Here is a 21533-nt window from a genome sequence, read left to right on the forward strand (position 1 = left end):
ATTTTGTGCGGCCCGGAGCGCTTTGCCAACGTCGCCGCACAAGGTGGTCTTCCATGCGATGGCTCTGCCTCTACTCCCGTCTCGCTCAACGTTCCCGAAACCGTGACCATATGATTTCTCTCGTCTCTGCTGGCAAAGTTCTTTGGGTCGCTTTTGTTGCTAGCTGGTATTTGCTGCGCCGGCCCTTTGATCGGCGAGCGCGTCGGGCAAAGCTCACGGTTGACCGGCGCAAGGGCGCCGATACGCTTCGCCTCGCCGTCTCCCTTACTGGACTAGGCGTCATACCCGCAATCTACGTCGCCACAGGTCGGCCGCATTCAGCATCATATCAGCCGAGCCCATATCTTTTCATCCTCGGAATTGTCACCGCAATTACGGCGCTGGTGCTTTTCCGGCTGACCCATAAGGCCCTTGGCCAGATGTGGTCCGTCTCTCTGCAACTCAAGCAAGACCACAAGCTCATCACCACAGGTGTCTACAAGCACCTCCGCCACCCCATGTACACGGCCTTCTGGCTCATGGCATTGACCCAGGCACTGCTGCTACCCAATTATGTCGCTGGACTGGCTGGCCTTGCTGGATTTGGTTTCTTGTTCTTCTCCCGCATTGGACCCGAGGAGGCGATGATGGAAGAGGCATTTGGGGAAGAATATCTTCGTTACTGCGGCCGTACTTGGCGTGTCCTGCCCTATGTTTACTGATCTCCGAAAATCGATGGACGAAGTTTGTCCGCCTCTATGGCGGCAGCACCGTTGGTCTGTCAGACGGCGGTGACCGGCGCCGGCCCTGCACCAGTCATGTGCCAGAAATCCCGCAGCTCACCTGTGCGGCTCATGGAAATCCCGATGGTGTCGCAGCAAAGCTGACGGCCGACCATACGCAATCCGGAGACCCCGCCTATATCGAATTTCGCCAGCGCTTCTCATCCAGCATACCAAGCGGTCACGTCTATGTGGTTTTTGGAAGGCTGGATGGCGATGGCAAACCGGTTACACGGCAGTCTATCGGCCTCTTTCCAAAGGGCAGTCTCATCGGGCTCTATGGTGGGGCGATTGTTCCCATGCCGGCAGATCTTGTGCCAAGCTTCGAAGATTGCCATTTTACACCCAACGCTGCCTATCGCGTATCGCTGACCGAACGGCAGTACCAGCAATTGCTGCAAAAAATCCGGGCTGATCTCGCCAATCCTCCGATGTGGCGGATGGTCGGGTTCAATTGCAACAATTATGCCGCCACACTGGGGAGCGTCGCGGGCCTTGTCGAGCCTGCCAACCGGGCCCAGCCGTCATTCTCGTATATCTACGCCTATATTGAAGCCAACGGTGACGAGCGGCGGAAGGGTTAGAGCAAATTTCCGTGACAGCAACCGGGCTTTCATAATTTGGTCCCAATCCGATAGGTATCTATGCGGCGCACCGGCCATGATATCTCAACCAGCACGCCAGGCTGGTAGCTGCGTCTGGTGCATCCTATTACAATTTGAAAGTCGGTCACGATGAGAACAATTAGCGCCATGCTCTTGCTATCGGTCGCCTTGGCGAGTCCGGTAAGGGCTATGGACAATGGCGCCGCTGAAGAGTTGCAACGGCTTGACCCGCAAACCAGGCTGGAGCAGCGCTGCGATCTTGAGGCGATGGAGCGTATCCATAAGGATCCTGCCAAGCTCGTGCCTGACGAACTCGTGGCATACGCGTTCGAGGAGCCGAAAATCAAGGGCGATAAAATTCGTTCGGCCGGCGCAGCATTCCGCAGCAAGGGCGAATGGTACCATCTATCCTATACCTGTTCGACCTCGCCTGATCACATGTCCATCCTGACATTCCAATACGCCATCGGGCAGATTGTCCCCCACGACGAATGGGCGCATCACTATCTCGTGCCGTAGCCGCAAACGGCCCCGGTTACATGCCCGGGACGACAGCAATTCTTGATACGTTAATATTCAGAGGGCGTTTGGACGATCCTGCGCCAGCAGCATTTTGCCGATCGCATCGACAGCTTTCCCGTTCGGCGTTTCATAGGCAAGCACGCCTTGTTCCGCAGTCGTCTGGGTTGCCTGTACCGGCTGGGCGACCTGCACGGTCTGGATTGTCGTCGACCTGTAATCCATCGCCTGCGGCGGCGGATCCATCGGCACTGCTACTCTGGTGCTGTTAAATGCCATGGGCTCAATGTCAGCCTGCGCAACAATGATAGGTTGCTCGTTAATCACGCGACCAGAAGTAGGCGTTGAGGTTGTTGCAGGTAACCGTTGGGAAGCGCTGGCAACGAACACGGTATTTGCGCGCTTCGCACCAGCCATTCTAGTGCTGGCGATATAGGCGTTGGCAATCGCCCTGCTCGCCTCATTCGAGGCGATGTCAGCTGTGTGGTAACGGTCACGCTTTTCGTAGAAAGCGTTACCGCCCGCGACAACCGTGTAGTGCATGTTCCTGTAGGGAAAGCGAAGGCCGGCGGTGTGGAAATACATCGCGTTCTTCACCTTGGGGTTGCGTTCACCCTTGAGGACTGCGTCCGCCGCAGCCTGGACATCGGGCAGCGCGGTAGACTGCATTGGGCGCGACAGTACGCCGGGAGCAAATTGTCCCCTCTGGCCGACCACACCGCAAATCGAATTGCCCCATTTGCCCGAATCGAGCCGGTTCATCACCACCGTACCGACTGCCAGCAATCCCTCCTGACTGGAGCGGTTGGATTCAAAGAACATCGCCCGCTCGAGGCATTCCTTGTCCTTGGGGGTATAGGCGTAAGTCTTGCTGCCGCTCGCATGCGACGATGTCAGATTAGCCGAAAGCTTGGAGTGCTGGCCGGTCTGCGTGCAGCCGCTGACAAGCCCGGCGGCTGCGATTATGCCCGCAATAGAATGGATTTTCCACTTAGCGAAGCCGATCACGAAGCAATTCTCATCGCTGTTGTTCCTGCTGGTGAAGGTGCTCACAGAATGATGTCATTTGGGGCCAAACAATGGCAAAGATGGTAATTGTGTCACACCACACTATCATCCTTTTGAAATTATGGGGTTATTTTATTCGGTTCGACAGCAAAAAAATTTCAATAATGGCAGAATTAAGGATTTGTTTACCGTATTTGCCTTAAACTCGATACAACTGCTCAAGCTCAAAAGGCAAGACTATGCGCCCGCAATCCGCCAGGTACGATAGCCGCGAATCGCTAATGGAAGCGCTGAAAGAACTAATGGCCCTGCAGGTTCCGCCCGAAGAAGTCGCGCCGGTTCTTTGCACGATCGGCCCGGTCGATCTCGACCTTCTCCGCGACTGCATGAACGATGTCGGCCTGAACGACAAACACCCGATCGCCGCCTGATCTTCATAGCGCCAGCGAGGGCTTGTCCCCCACCCTTCGAAGAACTATCAATCGGTCTGACCCAGCATAAGGATCTGCCGTGACCGAGAAGAAGGATGTCTTGCGCGAGATTGATGAGGGCGCAATCCGCCTTGCGCGTACCTTGCTGCGCACGGCCCGCCATGGGGTCATCGCGACGCTCGATCCTCAGTCTGGTGCTCCCATTGCAACACGCGTCGGTCTGTCGACTGATCATGACGGCACGCCCGTCATTCTCGTTTCAGCCCTTGCCGCACATACGCCGGCGCTGCTTGCCGATCCGCGTTGCTCGCTGCTCGTCGGCGAACCCGGCAAAGGCGATCCCCTCGCCTACCCGCGCATGACCATATCCGCAACGGCCCGCGAGATTCAGCGCGATGCGCCTGAACACGCGCGTATCGAGTGGCGTTATTTGTCTCACCTGCCCAAAGCAAAACTCTACGCCAGCCTCGGCGATTTCCGGTTCTTCCGGCTCGAGCCGGATCATGCACGGCTGAATGGCGGGTTTGGCCGGGCCTATCAATTGGCTGCAACTGAATGGCTGAGCCTCAGTCCGGTGAACGACGAGCTCGCAGCCGCCGAACAGGGCGCGGTGGAACACATGAACAAGGATCACACGGACGCGATTGGCCTCTATGCCCGCTTTTTCGCCAAGGCGCCCGAAGGCAACTGGCGCATGACCGGCATCGATGCCGATGGCTTCGGTCTTGCCGATGGCGATGAGGTACTGCGTATCTTCTTTGCCGAGCCGCTGACTTCCACCGAGAATATGCGTCAGACGCTCGTGCGGATGGCAAATGAAGCGCGTGCCGGACTCCAATCGTCGCAGACATCCCAATGACCTTTGCACCCGCAGGGAACGACTGGCTGAAGCGCCGCGTAACCCGCATCGCCGAGGCTTCCGATGAACGCCTTGCACCCTATCGCAATGTGCGCGAGCGCGATCTGGTGGGCCGTGAAAGCCGCTTCATCGCCGAGGGTAAGGTCGTCCTTAATGTCCTCCTCTCCAATCCGGCATTTGCAGTCGAATCCATACTCATTCTGGAAAACCGGCTCGCCGGATTGACCGAACAGCTGAGCCTTTGCCCCGATAGCATTCCCGTCTATTGCGTGTCGCGCGAGACAATGGATGCAATTGCGGGTTTCCCGATGCACCGGGGTATTCTCGCAGTCGGAAAACGCAACGCACCCCGCTCGCTGGACAAGCTCGTCGAGACAATGCCGGAAAATGCGCTGGCCGTCGTGCTGTGCGGCATCGCCAACCATGACAATATGGGCTCGATCTTCCGCAACGCCGCCGCCTTCGAGGCAGATTGCGTTCTGATGGACGAGACCAGCTGCGACCCGCTTTACCGCAAGGCGATTCGCGTTTCGGTCGGAGCGGCACTCAAGGTGCCATTTGCACGGGAAGGTTCGATCGAGACGATCGTCTCGAAGCTGCAGAACAAGGGCTTCGAGCTGTTCGCCCTCAGCCCGTCAGGGACGCGAAGCATCTATGACGTCAAGCCATCGCCCCGCACAGCACTGTTGCTCGGTACGGAGGGCGAAGGCCTGCCGTCGCAACTATTGCAAAGACTCCAAACAGTGAAGATTCCGATGTCCAGGGAGTTTGACAGTCTCAACGTCGCGACCGCTTCGGGAATTGCCCTATCGCGGTTCAGCGGCTTTTCCGGCATCTGACGAATTGGCTTGCAGTGCGCGAATACGCTGCGCGAGACTTACGATCACCTTGCCGTTTTCATCGTATGCCCGAGGCATGTCGTTGCCTGCCTTTGCCAATAATTCATTGACCGGCGAGGCCGGACCTTCCAGCCGGGCGACCATGGCGACAACCTGCGCAGCAAGTGTGTTCATCTCTTCGCGCAGCAGCCTGGTTTCCTGCGCCTGAACCAGCGCTTCCTTGTCGCGGGGAGCGTCGAGTACCGACGCGCCTCGCTTGCGACCATCCGCAAGTACCTTGCGCAAGCGCTCGTTGATCCGCTCGATTTCCTTCTCGCGGCGCGACAATCTTGCCTCGGCATCGGAAAGTTTCGCCATGAGAGCGTTCGCCTGTTTCTCGAATTCGGCGCTGCGCTTCGTTTCCTGTTCCAACGAGTGCTGCAATGCCTTCATTTCAGTCTCGGCCTTGCGACGCAGTTCCTCGCTGTCGCGTTTCGCCTGACGCGCGTCTTTCAGTTCGTTTGAGAGGTTCTCGATCCGCGCCGAATGCGCCGCCAGCTCGATCTGCAAACTGTCCGAATTGATCGCAAGGTTCGACATCCGGCGGTTAAGCAATTCAAGTTCCGCCGAACGCTGTTCCAGCGTCTGTTCAGTCCCGGTCAGATTCTTGGCCGATTTCTCGAGGTTTTGCTCATGCGCTCCAAGCGCCGCGCTCAAGGTTGCAATCGTCTGGTCGCGAGCCTCAAGTTCGCCAGCGAGATTGCGCGCGAGGCGTTCTTTCTCACCAAGTTCCGCCAGCAGCAATGCGGCCTTTTCCCAAGCGCTTTCCAGAGTTAATTCCAGTTTGCGTTCGGCCATCGCATGTTCAGCCCGCAGGCCATCCCGCTGGGCTTGAATCTCGTTGAGGGTCAGCGGCGTTTCGGCTTCCACATGTCTGCGGGTAAGCAGCATTGCCCGGCGCCAGATAGGCGGTGCAATCAGCAGCGCCAGCAGTACGGCGCTCAGAAATCCGAGGGCAAAATATAGCGCAGACTGGATCACGATTGGGGTCCTGTTGGATATCTATCCTGGTATGTCTTAGAGCAAAGGGCCCAAAACAAAAAGACGCGAACTGAAGCGTCCGCGTCCCGTCGCCAAATAGCAACCTAGTCGATCAAAACGGATTCCACGTGGCAGTGTGCGTCAGTTTCAGATAGCCGACATTGACGCCAAGCCGCGCGCCAACACCTGTCCTGATTGGCACGAGCAGTACCTGATTGCGCTTGAGCACATTGAAACCAACTCCGGCGAACAGATAGGCCGAGCCGGCAACGCCTACGAAACGCCCGTAAAGATTGTCCACATCGTCAAGATTATAGACAAGCATCATGACGCGCGACCCCTGCCCGCCGAAATCCCAGCCGATGGAGGGTCCCTGCCAGAAAGTTTTGTGATCCCCGGCGTTCTTTGTATAAAGCGAACCCTCGCCGTAAGTCAGCCCGCCGATAAGCGCCCCGGACCCTTCCTCGCCAAGGACATAGCCGTTAGGCAAACCGTAACTCTGGAACACCTTCTCGACAGCAGTGGCGAGCCCGCCCGATGTTGATCCGAAAAACCGCTGGCCTGAATTGATTATTTCTTCCATCGAATAGGTTTCTTGCGCGCGCGCCGTTTGCGCCTGCGCAACGACGAGCGATACGATCGTCATGAAGAGAAGAAAGCCACGGTTCAAAGACAAGAGTAGAGACGCCATCACAATTCCTTTTGGCTGTTCGCTTCTTTGCCTGACGCCTGATACCGGTATGCGCAGATCTTGCGTCTGCTTATCCAATGAACTCTATTTAAGGCGGTAAACCTTGTATAAAAGTTTATGAATCGATCTGGGCATTTCAATGACTCATAAAGATCAGCAAAAACGCAAGAATTTCAGTATTTACAGGCTTTTTCCACGACGTTCTTGCCGATCCGGATCAGGCTATGTATCCAAAAGGACCAGAAACTCGAGTGATTCGCAGGGTTCACTGATTCGCTGCGACCTCTGAACCAACCCAGATAGTCTTCAGGAGATTCTCTTATGACATTGCCCGTTATTCTTTCGGCAACGGACCTTGGAGCGCTCCTCTCAAGCCGTATCTGCCACGATATCATTTCGCCGGTCGGCGCCATCAACAATGGGCTGGAATTGTTGGAGGAAGGTGGCGCTGATGAAGACGCGATGAACCTCATCAAGTCCAGCGCACGCAGCGCTTCGGCCCGGCTGCAATTCGCGCGTATCGCTTTTGGTGCTGCTGGTTCCGCTGGCGTCCAGATCGACACCGGCGATGCCCACAATGTCGCCAATGAATATATGAAGGGCGAAAAAGCCGAACTGAGCTGGGAAGGCACCCGTGTGCTCCTGCCGAAGAACAAGGTCAAACTCCTGCTCAATCTCGTCCTGATCGCCAACGCGGCCTTGCCACGCGGCGGCACCCTGTCGGTGGCTCTGGAAACGCCGGAAACGCAGCCGCGCTTTGTCCTGACGTCGCGCGGGCCGATGCTGCGCGTACCGCCGAAGTTTCTTGAACTTCACAGCGGCAAGGTTCCCGAAGAGCCGATCGACGCGCACGCGGTGCAGCCCTACTATACTTTGCTACTGGCTCAGGAAGCCGACATGACCATCTCGATTCATGCCACGCCCGAGGAGATCGTTTTCACCGCCGCGTGAGAACTTCCTAAAAGTTGCACTAAAATTTACCATCAACCTTGGGCATTTGTTCACCCAAGGCCTGTTAGTCTTTCGCCCGAACCAGCATAAATTTACCTTGCGACTCGGAGTGCGTCGATTGTTACGCTGCATGATTGTAGATGGATCGCCTGTGGTCAGAAAGGTTGCGCGCCGGCTTATCGCCAGTGGCACGACCGTCGTGACCACGGCCGACACCGGCTTTCAGACTGTTGCCGCATGCAGCGTCGAGATGCCCGACGTGATCATTCTGGACAGCGCCCTGTCCGACATGCCAGCGGTCGATATCATAACCCAGGTTCGCGCTTTGCCAGGTGGCGAGAACAGCAAGATCTATCTCTGCCTGCCCGAAATCGATGTCACCAAAATCATGCGCGCCAAGCGTGCGGGTGCTGCGGGATATCTTTTGAAACCCTTCAATCGCGCTTCGATCACCGAAATCCTGCCACAGGTACCGATGGAAGGCTGATGCCAACGAGCAAGTCTGACCTTCCGATCATGCTGTTCGTATCTGCCGAACAGTTCGAGGCATGGCTGGCCCAACAGCCGCCTGCCTCTAAAGGCATTTGGCTCAAACTTGCGAAGAAAGGCTCAAGTGTAGCAAGCGTATCGCAGGCCGAAGCGATCGAATGCGCGCTATGCCATGGCTGGATCGACGGCCAGATCGACAAATTCGACGAGCATCATTGGCTTATCCGCTTCACGCCGCGAAAGCCTCGGAGCAAGTGGTCCGAGAAAAATCGCAACAAGGCCCTGGAATTGATCAAACAGGACCGAATGAGGGCTGGTGGTCTCGCTGAAGTTGAGCGGGCCAAGGCGGACGGCAGATGGGACGCGGCCTATGCGGCGCAGAGCACCGCAACCGTACCAGAAGACCTCCAGCAGGCACTGGACGCCAATCCGGCTGCGCAGGCACTTTTCAACAGGCTCGACGGAACCAACCGGTTCGCGATTCTTCACCGTGTCCACACTGCGGTGCAGGCGAAGACACGCGCCAGCCGCATCGAAAGATACGTGGCGATGCTGGCGAAGGGTGAAACGATCTATCCGCTGAAGGCCAAATGCTAAAACGGACGCCATTGCGCTCCGGCCTTCTTTTGCACAATCGTACAAGATCAAGGTTTGTCACAGGCTTATAACCCCATCCGTTCCAATGATGAGGAGTTGAATATGCCAACGAACGAGGCCGCGAATACCTACAACGCAGTCAATCTTGCCGATAAGTTCGGACTGTTCTCGGAACAATGGCTGCCGAAAGTCGTCGCTGAGCTGAATGACTACCAGTTCAAGATTGCGCGAATTGAGGGCGATTTCATTTGGCATGATCATCCAGAAACCGATGAGGCATTCATCGTCATCGACGGTGAACTGCGTATTGATTTCAGAGATGGGTTCGTTCTCCTGAAAGCGGGCGAAATGTTCGTCGTCCCCAAGGGCGTCGAGCACAAGCCGTTCGCAAAAAAGGAAGTCAAGCTGATGCTTATCGAGCCGCGCGGGGTCTTGAATACTGGCCATGAGGGCGGCGAGCGTACCGCACGCAATGACGTCTGGATCTAATAGAAAAAGGCTCCGTCAAACGGAGCCTTTTGGTCTTCACTGCAAAGGGGTCAGGCGATCTCGCGCATTTCCGTCGCGTCCGGCTCGCGCAGGACATAGCCGCGACCCCAGACGGTTTCGATGTAGTTGATGCCATCCGATGCCGAATCGAGCTTCTTGCGCAACTTGCAAATGAAGACGTCGATGATCTTGAGTTCGGGCTCGTCCATGCCGCCATAGAGATGGTTGAGGAACATTTCCTTGGTGAGCGTCGTGCCCTTGCGGAGCGAGAGCAGCTCCAGCATCTGGTATTCCTTGCCCGTCAGGTGAACACGCTGACCGGCGACTTCGACGGTCTTGGCATCCAGATTGACGATCAGGTCGCCGGTGGTGATGACCGACTGGGCATGGCCCTTCGAACGGCGCACGATCGCGTGGATACGGGCAACAAGTTCGTCCTTGTGGAAAGGCTTGGTCATGTAATCGTCGGCGCCGAAGCCGAGGCCGCGAACCTTGTCCTCGATGCCGGCCATACCGGAGAGGATGAGGATCGGTGTCTTCACCTTCGACAGACGCAAAGTCCTCAGGACTTCATAACCGGACATGTCCGGCAGGTTGAGGTCGAGGAGGATGATATCGTAGTCGTAGAGCTTGCCGAGATCGACACCCTCTTCGCCCAGATCAGTCGTGTAAACATTGAAGCTTTCCGACTTGAGCATCAACTCGATGCTCTGGGCCGTTGCACTATCGTCTTCGATTAAAAGAACCCGCATATCATTCCCCTTTTCCCGCCGCTGAAATGGGTTGCCCAATAAACCTCAGTCAGGGCAATCCCGAAGTCAGGTCGCGAAACAACCCGTTTCCATAACGTTAAGATTGCCACCGAATGGTTAACAAAATCTAATTCCGCTTTGCAAGTGCCTTTGACTCTTAAATTAAGGATCGTGGGCACAGCATTGATTCATAAGGTCAAGTCGCCGGTCAAAACCATCAGATAGAGCTTCAGGTTCTGGCGCTAAGCGACTCATTCGACTCGATAAATTCTCTGCCTAAAAACTTCAGGTTTCGATTTACCGAGCTTTAAGTCTTAAGGCGTATGATTAATGCTGAACGTAAAGGAAAGGTTACCAGACAAGGGAGCCTTTAAGTTTTTGTTTCATTTTCCCGAAGTGATTCGGGTGAAATGTCGGCCGGGTGACCCCTCGTCAGCGTTTTTGGCGACGTCAGAGTGCCGGTTTGTGTGAAGGCGTTTAGGGGGTAGTACATATGAAGTCGCATGAAGGTTTGGTTCGGCTGAAACTCTTTCAGGTCAAGGAAAAGCGCCGCCAGCTCGGCCAGCTTGATCTCATGATGGGTGAGTTCGAACGTATGGCCGCTGAATTGGACACGCAGATCCTGTCCGAGGAAAAGAAGGCCGGCATCACCGACATTACACATTTCGCCTATCCGACATTTGCCAAGGCTGCCCGCCAGCGTCGCGACAATCTGTTTGATTCGATCCGTGATCTGAAGGCTCAGAAAGATGACGCCGAGGCTGCGCTTGCCGAATCGGAAGCCGAACTTGCCAAGGCCGAGGCACTCGAACAGCGCGATGGCAAGCCACGCGACGAGGAAATGCCAGTCGCCGACCGGCGCGCGATGATCGGCTAGCCTGAGATTTTTTGAGAATTCACTCGATCAGGGTGAAGTTATCAAAAGAACTCTACCGCTGCTGAATAACATCGGCCCATTCCCCATGCCGAAGCGATTGAGCGCGCATGAACGGGCAGAGCGGGATGATCTTCCATCCCCCTGCCCGTGCATCTTCCACCGCATGGAGGGCCAGAGCCTGCCCCACTCCCTGGCCGCGCAATGCATCCGGCACGGCCGTATGGTCCACTATGATCAGATGCGGGCTTGCACGCGAAAAGGTCATTTCGGCTTCGTGGCCTGATACGACCGCCACATAGCGCCCTCCCTTTTCTGTCTCCTGCTTTTCGATATTGATCTGACCTGCCATCGTTGCACCATTTGTTATTTATGGAACGCGCCAGCGCTCAACCCCTGGCGCCGACCACCCGTGTTGGATCAATTGTTCTTTGCCGTCCGGACCTTTAGGAGGTCGGATGTGTCGCTGAGAATATGTACGGTCTCGTCCAGGAGAACGTCTTTTGCGTCCTTCAGCGCCTTCTCATTCGCCATATCTGCACTCAAGCTGCGCTCGTTGGCCTGCAGTCCATCTTCCTGAAATACAGAGTCTGCCGGTGACACTGAACCCTTGCCGCCAGCTGCCTCGCGGGCCTTCAGGCGGTTTACCTGGCGATCCCTTTCAACGCGCCTCTCGGTCTCATTGAGTGAGATAACGCGCTTCTTGCGCAAGCCATTCAGCTCATTCACATCTTCCGCAAGACGCCTGAAATCCTTGTCCTTGTCGGCGCGGGCGTCGTGGCGGCTTTGAAGTTCCGGCAGCAACGGCTTGATATCACCAAGAGGTGCATAATCAGCAGGTTTCACCTGAAGCCATGGCAGCGCATTGTCGTAGCTCGACTCCCCCAGCTTTTCCTCGTCCGAGAAGCCAGGCAAGATGATATCCGGCCTTACCCCGCGAAGCTGGGTGGTGCCGCCATTGATGCGGAAGAACTGCGCAACCGTCATTTTCAATTCACCGAACTCCGGCTTCGCATTGCGTGCTTCCTCATCCAGATTGACCACGGTTTGAACGGTACCCTTGCCGAAACTCGGTTCGCCAACAATGACGCCCCGGCCGTAATCCTGGATGGCCGCGGCAAAGATCTCGGACGCAGAGGCCGATCCGCGATTGATGAGTACGGCAAGCGGGCCGGTCCAGCGAGCCGTGGCGCGAGTATTGCCATTTACCTTGACCTCGCCATCGCCATTACGCTGCTGCAGAACCGGTCCCTTGCCGACGAACAAGCCGGTCAGCTCGATGGCCTGCGGCAATGACCCGCCGCCATTGTTGCGCAGGTCGATAACGACGCCATCGACCTTATCTTTTTCCAGTTCGGCCAACAACCTGGCGACATCGCGGCTTGCGCTTCGATAATTCTTGTCTCCGCGACGCCGTGCATCGAAGTCTTCATAGAATGTGGGTAACGAAATCACCCCGATTTTGCGCGAGGTATCGCCATCCTTGACAATCAGGACGTTTTTCTTGGCAGCCTGTTTTTCCAGACTGATCTTGTCTCGCACCAGAGTGACCAAGCGATGCTTGCCGTCGAGCCCGGCGTCCGTCGGCAATATATCGAGCCGGACCACGGTATCTTTCTCACCGCGTATCAATTTGACAACTTCGTTCACACGTGTCCCGACGACGTCGACCAATGCGCCGTCCTTGCCTTGCGCCACTCCAACGATCCTGTCGCCGACTGCGAGTTGGCCCGATAGCTGCGCCGGGCCGCCCGGCACCAGCTCCCTTATTGTGGTGTACTCGTCGCGCTCCTGGAGCACGGCGCCAATACCAACCAGTGACAGCTTCATCGAAATGTCGAAGTCCGACGCCGCTGCGACACCGAAATAGTCCGTGTGGGGCTCGATCGAGGTCGTGTAGGCAGTCATGAACGTCTGAAATACATCGTCGCTCTTGTATTTGTAGGCCCGTGCCTGCGAGTTCCCGTACCGCTTGCCAAGCGTCTCGCGTATTGTTGCATCCGTCGTGCCCGCCAATTTCAAGCGCAGCCAGTCGTTCTTCACGCGCTTGCGCCATAACTCCCGGCTCTCCGCTTCGGATTTTGGCCAAGGCTCCTTGTCGCGCAAGACCGCGTATTCTTCGTTCTGACTGAAATCGAAGCCATTCTTCAGCAATTCGCGGGCGTAACTCAGGCGATCGACAAAGCGCTGCTCATACACATTGAAAATGGCAAAGGGGACACTGAGATCTTCGCTATAGATGGCGTCATCGATCTTGTCTTTGCTGGCCATGAACTGGTCGATATCGGATTGAAGGAAAAAGAAGCGTTCCGGGTCCAGTGAATCGATATATCGATCAATGATTCTGGCAGACAAGGTGTCGTCCAGAGGCACCTTCTTGTAGTGGTAATATGTCAGCAACTGCGCGCTCAGATGCGCGGCCTTAGCTTGGTCCACCTCCGGCGCCAGTACTGGCGGCGATCCGGTTTCCAGCGCCTGAGCCGGGGAAACAAAGGCCAGGAAAGCAATCAGCAGGGCGATTTTGGTACGCATAAAGGGCTTCAATCCAATTTTCCGTGTCATCAAGATTTCAAGTATTCACAATTCCGCCGGCAGTGTGCCGGCGCTTTGTAGCCTAACTATGGAGATCAGCCATGGGAAGCGTCAATCGGGCACAAGCGAATGTGATCCGGCGTTTCTTACCGTCGTTCTTCCTTGACGTGCACCATTTGTTTCCTTCATGCATTACCCGGATCAGCTTTGGTTTCAGGATCAGCATGTCGACGAGATCGTTCATTCCCATCTTTCTCTTCATCGCGACTTTCTCCCTCGCGCTGGGATTGACCATGCCGCTGATGAATATCAGCAAGCTGTATTTCTTCGATGAAAACCCGTCCCTCCTCGGTATTATCACATCGCTCTGGACCGGCGGCGAATGGCTCCTTGCCGTCATTGTTACGCTGTTTTCCGTTATCCTGCCGATTACGAAGCTGGCCGTCGCACAATTGGCAGCAGCTCAAGTCCCCGCCGCCAAGCATATTCTGCATCGCTGGATCGGTGTCCTGTCGAAATGGTCAATGCTCGATGTCCTGCTTGTTGCGCTGGTGATCTTCGGTGCAAAGACCAGCGGGCTGGCTACCGCGATAGCTCAACCGGGCCTGTGGTTCTTCACTGCCTCTGCAATCCTGTCGGCTCTGGCAGCACACTTCATCGTTCGAGAGGAAAAGGCGGCGGCATAAGCCGAGCAGCAAATATCGCCTGAGAGACACCGGAACCGTAGAAAAGCGCCATCAGATGCCCATCAGGGTGAAATTATCAAAAGGTCTAAATGGAAAAAGGCTGGTCTCGCGACCAGCCTTATCCGTAGTCATTTGCGACATCATCTAATGACGATATTGCTGTATCCGGGTCGTTCTGAGACCAGCCAGTCCATGATCGGAGATCGAGGATTGCCAGGACAAGAACTCTTCCACCGTCAAGGTATAGCGCTGGCAAGCCTCCTCAAGACTAAGAAGACCACCGCGCACAGCGGCAACCACCTCAGCCTTGCGGCGAATAACCCAACGCCGCGTATTTGCGGGTGGAAGATCGGCGATGGTCAGTGGGCTGCCATCCGGGCCGATTACGTATTTTACTCTCGGTCGAACAAGATCGGTCATTGTACTCTCTACACTAAACTTCAAGACCTATCGCGGCTGACATTACAGTGAGGGCTTTAACAATTGCCTAAACGCCGAGTCATTCTCTGGTAACTTCAGTTAATGGATTGGCGGTATTTTCATTAAACTTTGTTCCATCTTCCAGAATGTCTGCGTTTCCATGCCGAAAGTCTGCCCTTCGCACTGATCAAGAAAAGTACCATGGTTGCGACTTCCTGTTGGCAAGCGAAGGTCAATAACCTATATAGAGCCGACAAGAGCGCTGCGCCTTTATGCCGCTGCAAAGAACCGGATCCGCTTATGACACTGAATAATCTCGATCTGCCGGGAAGACCGGAAGACACCCGTATCGTCGTTGCCATGTCTGGCGGCGTGGATTCTTCTGTTGTGGCCGGGATCCTCAAACGCCAGGGCTATGATGTCGTCGGCGTGACTTTGCAGCTCTATGATCATGGTGCTTCCACCCATCGGGCCGGCTCATGCTGTGCCGGCCAGGACATCGAAGATGCGCGCCGCGTTTCCGAGCGCCTTGGCATTCCGCATTATGTGCTGGACTATGAAGCACGTTTCCGTGAGGCCGTGATCGATCCGTTTGCCGCAAGCTATGTAAGCGGCGAGACGCCGATCCCTTGCGTCTCGTGCAACCAGACCGTCAAGTTTGCCGATCTCTTGCAGACTGCCCGCGATCTCGGCGCCGACGCGTTGGCAACCGGCCATTATATCCGCAGCCACGCCAATGGCGCACATCGCGCGCTCTATCGTCCCGTCGATATCGACAAGGACCAGAGCTATTTCCTGTTTGCCACGACGCAGGAGCAGATCGACTATCTGCGCTTCCCGCTTGGCGGACTGACCAAGCCAGAGACCCGCGCCATTGCCGAAGCGCTTGGCCTCACCGTTGCCAACAAGCAGGACAGTCAGGACATCTGCTTCGTTCCGCAGGGCAAATATTCGGACATCATTGCCAAGCTGAAGCCCGAAGCCGCCAATCCCGGCGACATCGTCCATATCGATGGGCGCGTGCTCGGTCGTCATGAAGGCATCGTGCATTATACGATCGGCCAGCGACGCGGCATTGGCGTTGCCACCGGCGACCCGCTTTATGTTGTCCATCTCGATGCAAAGAATGCGCGTGTCGTCGTCGGTCCGCGCGAAGCACTCGAGACCCATAAAGTGTACCTGCGCAACGTCAACTGGCTTGGCGATGGCCCATTGTCGGATATTCCGGAAGGCGGCGTCGAAGTCTACGCCAAGGTCCGTTCCACCCGCCCGCCGCGCCCGGCCGTCCTGCACCATCAGGGCGGAGAAACCTGGGTCGAACTGGTCGATGGCGAAAGCGGCATCGCACCCGGCCAGGCTTGCGTCCTTTATTCGGACGACAGCAACACGGCGCGCGTCTTCGGTGGTGGCTTCATCGGCCGCTCGGAACGCGCTCCGCAGGCGGAAGCCATGCTCAAGCGCCTGGCCGAGCAAAGTCAGCACGCCTAGCGCCCCTTGTCTCTCCCTTAAGGGAGAGAAAGCGATTTCAGCACCTTAGCCTTGCTAAGTGCTGGAAATCGCAAGAGAGGGGAATTTCCGTCGTGACATTATCCCCTCTGGGGATTTTCTAAAGACATAGCTGCGCTGCCATTCTCCCCCCAAGGGGGAAGCTGATGGCCGGCATCAACGCCGCTTACTCTGCGTGGAAGTCGCGGATCGTACCGATAATCCGGCCCTGATCGGCTTCACTTAAATATGGATGCATCGGCAGGCAGAGAATGTTCTTCGGCAGAGTTTCCGAAACCGGCAAACCGCCCGGCGCGCGCATGTAACGCTCGTAAGCAACCTGCAGATGCAGCGGCTTCACATAATAGATCACTGACGGAATGCCGTTGGCCTGCAGGTGCGCCTTCAGCGCATCGCGGTTCTTCGTCTCGATCGCATATTGCGCCCAGGCCGAACGTGAGCCTTCCGGCATATAGGCCACCTTGACCACATCCCTGAGGCCATTGGCGTAACGCTTGGCCACTACCTGCCGCGCTTCCATCTCATCTTCGAGAATAGCGAGCTTCTCGATCAGGATCGCCGCCTGGATCGTATCGAGGCGTGAATTCAGGCCGATCCGGACATTGTCATACTGTGTCTCGCCCTTGCCGTGGAACAGCACCGAGCGCAGCACCTCCGCCAGCGCACCATCATTGGTGAACATCGCACCGCCATCGCCGTAGCAGCCGAGCGGCTTGGCCGGATAGAAGCTGGTCGCACCCACATCGCCGAAGGCGCCGCACATGGCATTGTCGCGCTTGCCGCCGATCGATTGCGCCGCATCCTCGATCACGAACAGGCCTTCCCGCGCCGCAATGGCGGAAAGCGAGGTGTAGTTGGCCGCGAGGCCGAACAGATCGACCGGGATGATCGCCTTTGGCCGCAGCCGGCCCTCGGCGCGCACGGCGGCAATTGCTGCTTCAAGCTGTTCTACGTTGATATTGTAAGTGTCGGCATCGACATCGATGAAAACCGGCTCGGCACCGGCCAGCGCCACCACTTCCGCCGTTGCGGCAAAGGTGAAGCTTGGAACGAAGACCGCGTCCCCCGGACCGATACCCTTCGCCATCAATGGCATCAATAGCGCATCCGTACCATTGGCGCAGGCAATCACGTGCTCGACGCCGACATAATCGGCCAGGCGTTTTTCGAATTCGGCAACTTCCGGTCCGAGAATATATTTGCCTTCGCGCACCACCTTGGCGATCGCCGCATCAAGTTTGCCGCTAATCCGTTCACGCTGTGCGCCGAGATCGATGAACTGCATCATTGCTCCAATATCAAATGTCGCCGCGAATCTGCCGCGGGCAACGGTCAAGGCCACTCTTTAAAAGGACAGCGGGAGGTCTGCCAGAGGTCGCCATTCAAAGTTTGCCTCATCCTTTAACAAGGCGTTGGCCTTGTAACAACGCTTTACGTCAAGAGCAATCAGTTGGGATATTACAGATTGATATTATGCGAAGCAGTGCCGCGTTATCCCTCCCTTGCGCGGGAGATAGGGGCGGCGTTACCTTTTGTTGTGCGCAACCGTACCGGCTGTGAGAATACGCAATACACGGATTGCCTCTTCGCCATCGGTTTTTGGCTGCGCGCGAGTCTCGATGCTTTCAATGAAATTCTGGCATTCTCGCGTCAGCGGCATGCCGTGTGCGACCTTGATATAGGTCGGCTCTTCCGTGGTTGAAGCCCACTGGCCGTTGTCTTGCCAGATCGAATGCTTGTAGACCGCGAGCTTCTTGTCCCACTGCTCCATATCGTCGAACACGGCCATGGCCTTGGTTCCGACCACGGCGAGCCGGCGTTCCCGATAGGGATTGAGCCGCGAGGCAAAGAGATGGCCGCGCACATTGTTCGGGAAACTCAAATGCAGGTGCGCGAAATCACTCAAATGATCGAGAACCGCAGCGCCCTCGCCGCGCACTTCCAGTGGCTCCGTGCCGGTGATGGCGAGGATCATGGAAAGGTCGTGCGGCGCGAGATCCCAGAGTGCATCATTTTCCGTATGGAATTTGCCGAGGCCAAGGCGATGCGAATGGATGTAGCGCACTTTCCCAAGATCCCCAGCCTTGACGAGGTCCAGCAATTTCTCGAAGGCCGGATGAAAGCGCAGCACGTGTCCGACCATGAAGATGCGCCCATTGTCATGCGCTGCCTTCACCGCGCGTTCCGCATCCGGCACGGTCAAGGCGATCGGCTTTTCGACCAGCACATCCTTGCCATTGGTCACGGCCTTGATCGCCGCTTCGGCATGGAACTGCGGCGGCAAGGCCATCACGATGGCGTCAACCTCGGGATGCGTGAAAAGATCGTCGACTTCGATGTGCAGCACGCCCTGCTCGGCCGCAAAGCCGGCAGCGCGGTCGCTATTCTGATCGGAGACAGCAAAAAGAGCCCCGAGGCTCTTCAGTGTACGGATATGATTGCTGCCCCAATAACCGCAACCCAGCACTGCAATCCGTGGAGCCATCTTTTCAGCCTTGTTCATGTCGGCATCCAATATCTGGAGCCGGAAACGATGACAAGTCCCGCGGTCGGGCATTTGCGTTTCAGCTTGGCAAAAACCTGACGCGTGGTTCTTTGGGCCCACGATGAGGAAAATTGTGTTGTGAAGGGATGCCAGGAAGTGAAAACGTCCCCGACAATCTTTACAAGCAGCACATTTCCCTCATGGTGAGTCCCATTCATGGCGAGCTTTGTCGAGCTACGAACCACGCACAACAAGTCCGCGGTCCAATATGCTCGCCCACATTCATATGCGATTGCGCCGGAAGATTGCTTGACAGGCTGTTGCTCCCCACATATATCCCGCCCCGTCCGTGTCAATTGACAGCGCGTCCCTCAGGTAACCTTTGCAGGCAAACCGTCTACGGGTCGCGATGACATATGGGGCGAAGTAGCTCAGTAGGTTAGAGCAGAGGAATCATAATCCTTGTGTCGGGGGTTCGAATCCCTCCTTCGCTACCATCGATCCCCCCACCCGCGATTTAGCGACTGGTTGGGATAGCAAGGCACGAAGCTTCCCCTGTAGCGTGATCTCTATTTGGCCGGGAGCTTCGCCTCGCCTTACGATCACGCCGTACACGAGTTCCCGCAGAGCCTCGCCGATCTTATGGTATACGGCGGCAAGCCGATTGTTTATCGCATCAGCGAGATGGTCCAGGCTTTCCTTGTAGGCCTTGATGGCTGCGGGATGCAGGCTGACTGCATTGAGGGGCTGAGGCTCTAGTGCCAGCTCGGCCTTGGCATCCTGTAGCTCAAAGCTCAGGTCCGCGTACCGTTGCTCAACCTTGTCCTGTTCGCCCATGCCCTTAGCAATGAACATCAGAACCTTGTCGAGCTCAACGTCGAGTTCCTTGATCCGTGTCTCCAGTTTGGCACGGCGCTTAAGCAACTTTGACGCAAACTCGATGCGTGCCTCGGTGTACGCTTTCACGTAATCCACAAGAAGTTTGGGGTGCGCCAGCTCCCTACGGAGGGCGTCCACCACGGTCTGTTCCACTTTGTCGAGATACAAAGTCTGCGGATCGGGGCAGGCTCGGCTATCGCGATGCCGTGAACAAACTGTCCGGTAACGATCAGACTTGTCTTTGCCTTTGACCGACATGCCGCCGCCACATGCCGCGCATCTGATCAGGCCGGAAAGCATCCGCTGCGGACGCTTCATGCTGCTGCGTTCTTCCTGGGTCCTTTTCTTCGGCGCGATCAGCTCTTGCATCTTGTCGAACAAATCCTGTGGCACGATGCGAGACCGGGACGTCTTGCCTATACCAATCCTCTGGCGGGTTCGGTCGGCTGATGCGCTTGCCGGTGTCAGGGTCTTTGATCATGCGTATCTTGTTCCACACAATCTTCCCTGCGTAGAGGTTGTTGCGCAGGATGCCACTGCCCCTCTCTGACCAGCCGTAAATCGCGGTCTGGTTCCAGTACGAAGAGGGTGGGGTCGGCACCTTCTCGGCCGTCAGATCATGGGCGATGGCGCGGGGTGATCGACCTGCCGCATACTCTTCAAAGATGCAGAGGACGATCTCGGCCTCTTCTGGCACGATGGTGAGCTTGCCCTTGTTGAGCGGATCGGGCTTATAACCGTAGCTTTGCCGCCTGCCGACAGACCGGAGCGAACCTTGCCCTGCAATCCACGGCGCACCTTGCAGATCAAATGCAATTAATTGCAAATGTTGAACGCTGAGCTGGGCTCGCGTGCGGATCGATTTCCACCGGCGTCTTGGCCGTTTCTTGTGCCAGTGCTCAATCTTCCCGGTGGGTGCTGGCCGCTTGACGTCGAGGATAAATATGCCACCCTCTTCGATGGCCTCTAGAAAAGCGATTCGCGCTGCACCTCCAGAGAGGTTGCCTTCTAGGGCGCCAAGGATGGCTACTTGAGCGGCTATGTGCTTCGGGCCGCGCTCCCCAGGCCATTCCTTTAGGAGGTACTCACCCGCCCGTGCGAGCGTGGTTATGGTCAGGAACTTGCCACCGCCCAACTCCACGGTGATCTCCTGGATCGAAATGTCCTTTGGGTCAGCCATTCCCAAATCCTAACAAAACGCGATCTGGGAATGCAAGGCATCCGTTTGGGGATCTGAACTGTAGCACCACAATCTTTGTCCCCCCTCATTTAGAGCCCGATAGCTCGCCCGAGATTGCCCCGAGAGCCTTTGTAAGTTCATCGGCGGCACGCTTTTTCTCCAGCGCTTGGAGGTCCTCCTCCAGCATGGCTATGATAGCTGCACGAACGATAGGGAAATACTTCTTGCAAGTTTCTTCATCTAGCTCGTGAATGCCTTTGCTGAGGATGCCATAGACACTCTTGTTTTTCACCAGCGTCGCAGGTAGCACTGACTTCAGAGCATCAATTTTCTCGTCCATTCTCAGGCCGTCGAAACCGTCGATTGGCTTGCCGGTGACCTCAGCCAGTTTGTCCCGGTGGGTCACGATCAGACGTTCAAAAATGCGCCGCAGGTAAACAAATGAACCGATACCTATGCCGTGGCTGGCGAGCCCGCCTGCACGATGGAGTTCGGAAAAATACTCTTTCTCTAAGACTGGCCGGAAGCGTTGTAGGTCTGATGCCGCGATGTCCTCCAATGAGGGAAATTGACCAATTTTAACGACTACATCCTCAGTGGAGATAAACACATATGAGTAAACGTGCGCCGCGTCACGCTGGCAGTGCATGTGCAGCGTAAAAATATCGTCCTCCAGAACATCATTGTTAGAGGCTCGTTTCCAGCCTTCATAGTGATCAGCTCTCCGCTCGGTCTTAAAAGGCGTCGTCTTTTTGCATTGGAGACAGTAGCAATCGAATTGGACATTTTTGTAAAGCATCCTATCTAGGACGCTCATATACTTTTTCGTTCTTCTTGTTTTCGACCGCTGAGTAGATAGGCGGTTTCAAACATATCTCTTCAATTGTTTCGTTGATTTCTACTATGTCCGACATGTTGCTAACGTCCCGCTATGGATAGCCTTACTTATCAGAGCCGGAA

The 21533-nt window shown here is 56.1% G+C and carries 24 protein-coding genes and 1 tRNA gene; 14 read left to right on the plus strand and 11 right to left on the minus strand.

Going from position 1 to position 21533, the window contains the following annotated elements:
• The first annotated feature begins 110 nt into the window (after window positions 1-110).
• The 3 genes from AAAC48_RS19160 to AAAC48_RS19170 all read left to right on the plus strand — a co-directional run bounded on the left by AAAC48_RS19160 (window position 111) and on the right by AAAC48_RS19170 (window position 1885).
• Window positions 111-701 carry a protein-S-isoprenylcysteine O-methyltransferase gene (locus AAAC48_RS19160; protein WP_340655716.1) on the plus strand — a complete coding sequence of 197 codons (591 nt, stop codon included), beginning with the start codon at window positions 111-113 and terminating at the stop codon, window positions 699-701.
• Window positions 702-799: 98 nt separating this feature from the next.
• On the plus strand, window positions 800-1345 hold the full coding sequence (locus tag AAAC48_RS19165; protein ID WP_340655717.1) for a hypothetical protein: 546 nt from the start codon (window positions 800-802) through the stop codon (window positions 1343-1345).
• A 150-nt stretch (window positions 1346-1495) separates the two neighbouring features.
• Window positions 1496-1885, plus strand: coding sequence for a DUF930 domain-containing protein (locus AAAC48_RS19170; protein WP_340655718.1), 390 nt, complete (start codon window positions 1496-1498; stop codon window positions 1883-1885).
• A gap of 57 nt (window positions 1886-1942) precedes the next feature.
• Here the strand turns inward: AAAC48_RS19170 and AAAC48_RS19175 are convergent, their stop codons facing one another.
• On the minus strand, window positions 1943-2893 hold the full coding sequence (locus tag AAAC48_RS19175; RefSeq protein ID WP_340655733.1) for a cell wall hydrolase: 951 nt from the start codon (window positions 2891-2893) through the stop codon (window positions 1943-1945).
• A gap of 281 nt (window positions 2894-3174) precedes the next feature.
• Between AAAC48_RS19175 and AAAC48_RS19180 the strand changes: the two genes are divergently transcribed.
• The 3 genes from AAAC48_RS19180 (at window position 3175) to AAAC48_RS19190 (ending at window position 5022) form a co-directional block, all read left to right on the plus strand.
• The gene (locus tag AAAC48_RS19180) at window positions 3175-3324 is read left to right on the plus strand and encodes a hypothetical protein (protein ID WP_340655719.1); all 150 of its coding nucleotides are present in this window, start codon (window positions 3175-3177) and stop codon (window positions 3322-3324) included.
• A 79-nt stretch (window positions 3325-3403) separates the two neighbouring features.
• Window positions 3404-4183, plus strand: a complete 780-nt coding sequence (locus AAAC48_RS19185) for a DUF2470 domain-containing protein (protein ID WP_340655720.1) — start codon at window positions 3404-3406, stop codon at window positions 4181-4183.
• Window positions 4180-5022, plus strand: coding sequence for an RNA methyltransferase (locus AAAC48_RS19190; RefSeq protein WP_340655721.1), 843 nt, complete (start codon window positions 4180-4182; stop codon window positions 5020-5022). Before AAAC48_RS19185 ends, AAAC48_RS19190 begins: the two co-directional genes overlap by 4 nt.
• Here the strand turns inward: AAAC48_RS19190 and AAAC48_RS19195 are convergent.
• Both AAAC48_RS19195 and AAAC48_RS19200 read right to left on the minus strand, forming a co-directional pair.
• Window positions 4990-6042: a hypothetical protein gene (locus tag AAAC48_RS19195; RefSeq protein ID WP_340655722.1), complete on the minus strand. Its 1053-nt coding sequence runs from the start codon at window positions 6040-6042 to the stop codon at window positions 4990-4992. The two genes, AAAC48_RS19190 and AAAC48_RS19195, sit on opposite strands and share 33 nt — an antisense overlap.
• 112 nt (window positions 6043-6154) lie before the next feature.
• Window positions 6155-6688 (minus strand): EipA family protein, encoded by a 534-nt coding sequence (locus AAAC48_RS19200; protein WP_340655734.1) that lies wholly within the window; start codon window positions 6686-6688, stop codon window positions 6155-6157.
• Window positions 6689-7054: 366 nt separating this feature from the next.
• On the opposite strand from AAAC48_RS19200, the gene AAAC48_RS19205 reads away from it, so the two are divergent.
• From AAAC48_RS19205 to AAAC48_RS19220, 4 genes are all read left to right on the plus strand, one after another.
• Window positions 7055-7684 carry a histidine phosphotransferase family protein gene (locus tag AAAC48_RS19205; protein WP_340655723.1) on the plus strand — a complete coding sequence of 210 codons (630 nt, stop codon included), beginning with the start codon at window positions 7055-7057 and terminating at the stop codon, window positions 7682-7684.
• A 130-nt stretch (window positions 7685-7814) separates the two neighbouring features.
• Entirely contained in the window at window positions 7815-8171 is a 357-nt protein-coding gene (locus AAAC48_RS19210; protein WP_340655724.1) for a response regulator, read from the plus strand.
• Window positions 8171-8770, plus strand: a complete 600-nt coding sequence (locus tag AAAC48_RS19215) for a YdeI/OmpD-associated family protein (protein ID WP_340655725.1) — start codon at window positions 8171-8173, stop codon at window positions 8768-8770. Before AAAC48_RS19210 ends, AAAC48_RS19215 begins: the two co-directional genes overlap by 1 nt.
• A gap of 102 nt (window positions 8771-8872) precedes the next feature.
• Complete coding sequence (locus AAAC48_RS19220; protein WP_340655726.1) at window positions 8873-9259, plus strand: cupin domain-containing protein; 387 nt, start codon at window positions 8873-8875, stop codon at window positions 9257-9259.
• A 50-nt stretch (window positions 9260-9309) separates the two neighbouring features.
• Here AAAC48_RS19220 and ctrA read toward each other — a convergent pair whose 3' ends face one another.
• A complete protein-coding gene (gene ctrA / locus AAAC48_RS19225) occupies window positions 9310-10011 on the minus strand; it encodes a cell cycle two-component system response regulator CtrA (protein ID WP_099998139.1) in 702 nt (233 codons plus the stop codon).
• Between the two features lie 493 nt (window positions 10012-10504).
• On the opposite strand from ctrA, the gene AAAC48_RS19230 reads away from it, so the two are divergent.
• Window positions 10505-10888 (plus strand): flagellar export protein FliJ, encoded by a 384-nt coding sequence (locus AAAC48_RS19230; RefSeq protein WP_340655727.1) that lies wholly within the window; start codon window positions 10505-10507, stop codon window positions 10886-10888.
• Between the two features lie 52 nt (window positions 10889-10940).
• On the opposite strand, the gene AAAC48_RS19235 is transcribed toward AAAC48_RS19230, so the two are convergent.
• Together AAAC48_RS19235 and AAAC48_RS19240 are read right to left on the minus strand one after the other, a co-directional pair.
• Window positions 10941-11225 carry a GNAT family N-acetyltransferase gene (locus AAAC48_RS19235; RefSeq protein WP_340655735.1) on the minus strand — a complete coding sequence of 95 codons (285 nt, stop codon included), beginning with the start codon at window positions 11223-11225 and terminating at the stop codon, window positions 10941-10943.
• 80 nt (window positions 11226-11305) lie between these two features.
• Window positions 11306-13417: a carboxy terminal-processing peptidase gene (locus AAAC48_RS19240; RefSeq protein WP_340655728.1), complete on the minus strand. Its 2112-nt coding sequence runs from the start codon at window positions 13415-13417 to the stop codon at window positions 11306-11308.
• 101 nt (window positions 13418-13518) lie between these two features.
• Between AAAC48_RS19240 and AAAC48_RS19245 the strand changes: the two genes are divergently transcribed.
• Window positions 13519-14103: a paraquat-inducible protein A gene (locus AAAC48_RS19245; RefSeq protein ID WP_340655729.1), complete on the plus strand. Its 585-nt coding sequence runs from the start codon at window positions 13519-13521 to the stop codon at window positions 14101-14103.
• Between the two features lie 144 nt (window positions 14104-14247).
• Here AAAC48_RS19245 and AAAC48_RS19250 read toward each other — a convergent pair whose 3' ends face one another.
• Window positions 14248-14523 (minus strand): DUF1153 domain-containing protein, encoded by a 276-nt coding sequence (locus AAAC48_RS19250; protein ID WP_081816000.1) that lies wholly within the window; start codon window positions 14521-14523, stop codon window positions 14248-14250.
• Window positions 14524-14823: 300 nt separating this feature from the next.
• Between AAAC48_RS19250 and mnmA the strand changes: the two genes are divergently transcribed.
• On the plus strand, window positions 14824-16011 hold the full coding sequence (gene mnmA, locus AAAC48_RS19255) for a tRNA 2-thiouridine(34) synthase MnmA (protein WP_340655730.1): 1188 nt from the start codon (window positions 14824-14826) through the stop codon (window positions 16009-16011).
• 184 nt (window positions 16012-16195) lie between these two features.
• Here the strand turns inward: mnmA and AAAC48_RS19260 are convergent, their stop codons facing one another.
• Window positions 16196-17314 (minus strand): DegT/DnrJ/EryC1/StrS aminotransferase family protein, encoded by a 1119-nt coding sequence (locus AAAC48_RS19260; protein ID WP_340655736.1) that lies wholly within the window; start codon window positions 17312-17314, stop codon window positions 16196-16198.
• Between the two features lie 240 nt (window positions 17315-17554).
• Complete coding sequence (locus tag AAAC48_RS19265) at window positions 17555-18514, minus strand: Gfo/Idh/MocA family oxidoreductase (RefSeq protein WP_340655737.1); 960 nt, start codon at window positions 18512-18514, stop codon at window positions 17555-17557.
• A gap of 420 nt (window positions 18515-18934) precedes the next feature.
• Between AAAC48_RS19265 and AAAC48_RS19270 the strand changes: the two genes are divergently transcribed.
• A tRNA-Met gene (locus tag AAAC48_RS19270) sits at window positions 18935-19011 on the plus strand.
• Between the two features lie 611 nt (window positions 19012-19622).
• Here AAAC48_RS19270 and AAAC48_RS19275 read toward each other — a convergent pair.
• Both AAAC48_RS19275 and AAAC48_RS19280 read right to left on the minus strand, forming a co-directional pair.
• Window positions 19623-20573 (minus strand): recombinase family protein, encoded by a 951-nt coding sequence (locus AAAC48_RS19275; protein ID WP_340655731.1) that lies wholly within the window; start codon window positions 20571-20573, stop codon window positions 19623-19625.
• 85 nt (window positions 20574-20658) lie between these two features.
• Window positions 20659-21390 (minus strand): hypothetical protein, encoded by a 732-nt coding sequence (locus AAAC48_RS19280; protein ID WP_340655732.1) that lies wholly within the window; start codon window positions 21388-21390, stop codon window positions 20659-20661.
• Window positions 21391-21533 lie beyond the last annotated feature (143 nt).

The sequence above is a fragment of the Phyllobacterium sp. genome, assembly GCF_037994405.1.
Classification (GTDB): domain Bacteria; phylum Pseudomonadota; class Alphaproteobacteria; order Rhizobiales; family Rhizobiaceae; genus Phyllobacterium.